Below are 734 nucleotides of genomic sequence, written 5' to 3'. Positions count from 1 at the left end.
GAGCCGCTCCGGCCAGCGCGTCTTGAAGCCGCCGAGCTTGGACGAGCCGACGCTGTCGTTGACGACGGCGACCACCCGCTCGTCGGCCTCGGCCAGCGCCTCGAGCGTCCGGGAGAAGGCGTCGCGGCAGTCGTGGAGGCCTGTGTCGGACTTGGTGTCGGACTTGGTGGCGGAATGGGAGGCGGCCGACATCAGATGAGCTCCTTCATCGCCTGGGCGAACTGGTCGTCGTTGGGCACGCCGTGGTGCCAGGAGACGTTATCCTCCATGAACGACACGCCCTTGCCCTTGATGGTGTTGGCGATGACGCAGAGCGGCTTGCCGCGGCCGCTGGGATCGGCGCCGAGCACGTCGAGGAGGGCGGCGTGGTCGTGGCCGTCGATCATCTCGACGTGGAAGCCGAAGGCGCGCCACTTGTCGTCGAGCGGGTCGAGGCCGTTGGTCGCCTCGGTGCGGTCGCCCTGCTGCAGGCGGTTGCGGTCGACGATGACGGTCAGCCGCTCGAGCTTGCGGTGGCCGGCGGCCATGGCGGCTTCCCAGTTGGAGCCTTCCTGCAGCTCGCCGTCGCCGGTCAGCACGAAGGTTCGGTAGTCGTTGCCGGTGAGCTTGCCGGCGATGGCGATGCCGACGGCGACCGGCAGGCCGTGGCCGAGCGGTCCGGTGTTGGTCTCGATGCCCGGCAGGTAGTTGCGGTTGGGGTGGCCGTTCAGCATGGACAGCGGCTGCATGTAGGT

General features: G+C 68.9%; 1 protein-coding gene and 1 pseudogene. Both read right to left on the bottom strand.

Annotation, left to right across the window (positions count from 1 at the left end):
• Positions 1–192, bottom strand: a pseudogene (locus tag CJ014_RS27290) (hypothetical protein); the annotation flags it as partial.
• Positions 192–734 (bottom strand): transketolase (locus tag CJ014_RS27285; RefSeq protein ID WP_100083629.1); only part of this gene is annotated, 543 nt, incomplete at its 5' end. The pseudogene CJ014_RS27290 and the gene CJ014_RS27285, both read right to left, overlap by 1 nt.

Origin of the sequence: Pleomorphomonas carboxyditropha (assembly GCF_002770725.1) — a bacterium.
Lineage (GTDB): Bacteria > Pseudomonadota > Alphaproteobacteria > Rhizobiales > Pleomorphomonadaceae > Pleomorphomonas > Pleomorphomonas carboxyditropha.
This window is presented reverse-complemented; position numbering and strand designations above follow the sequence as displayed.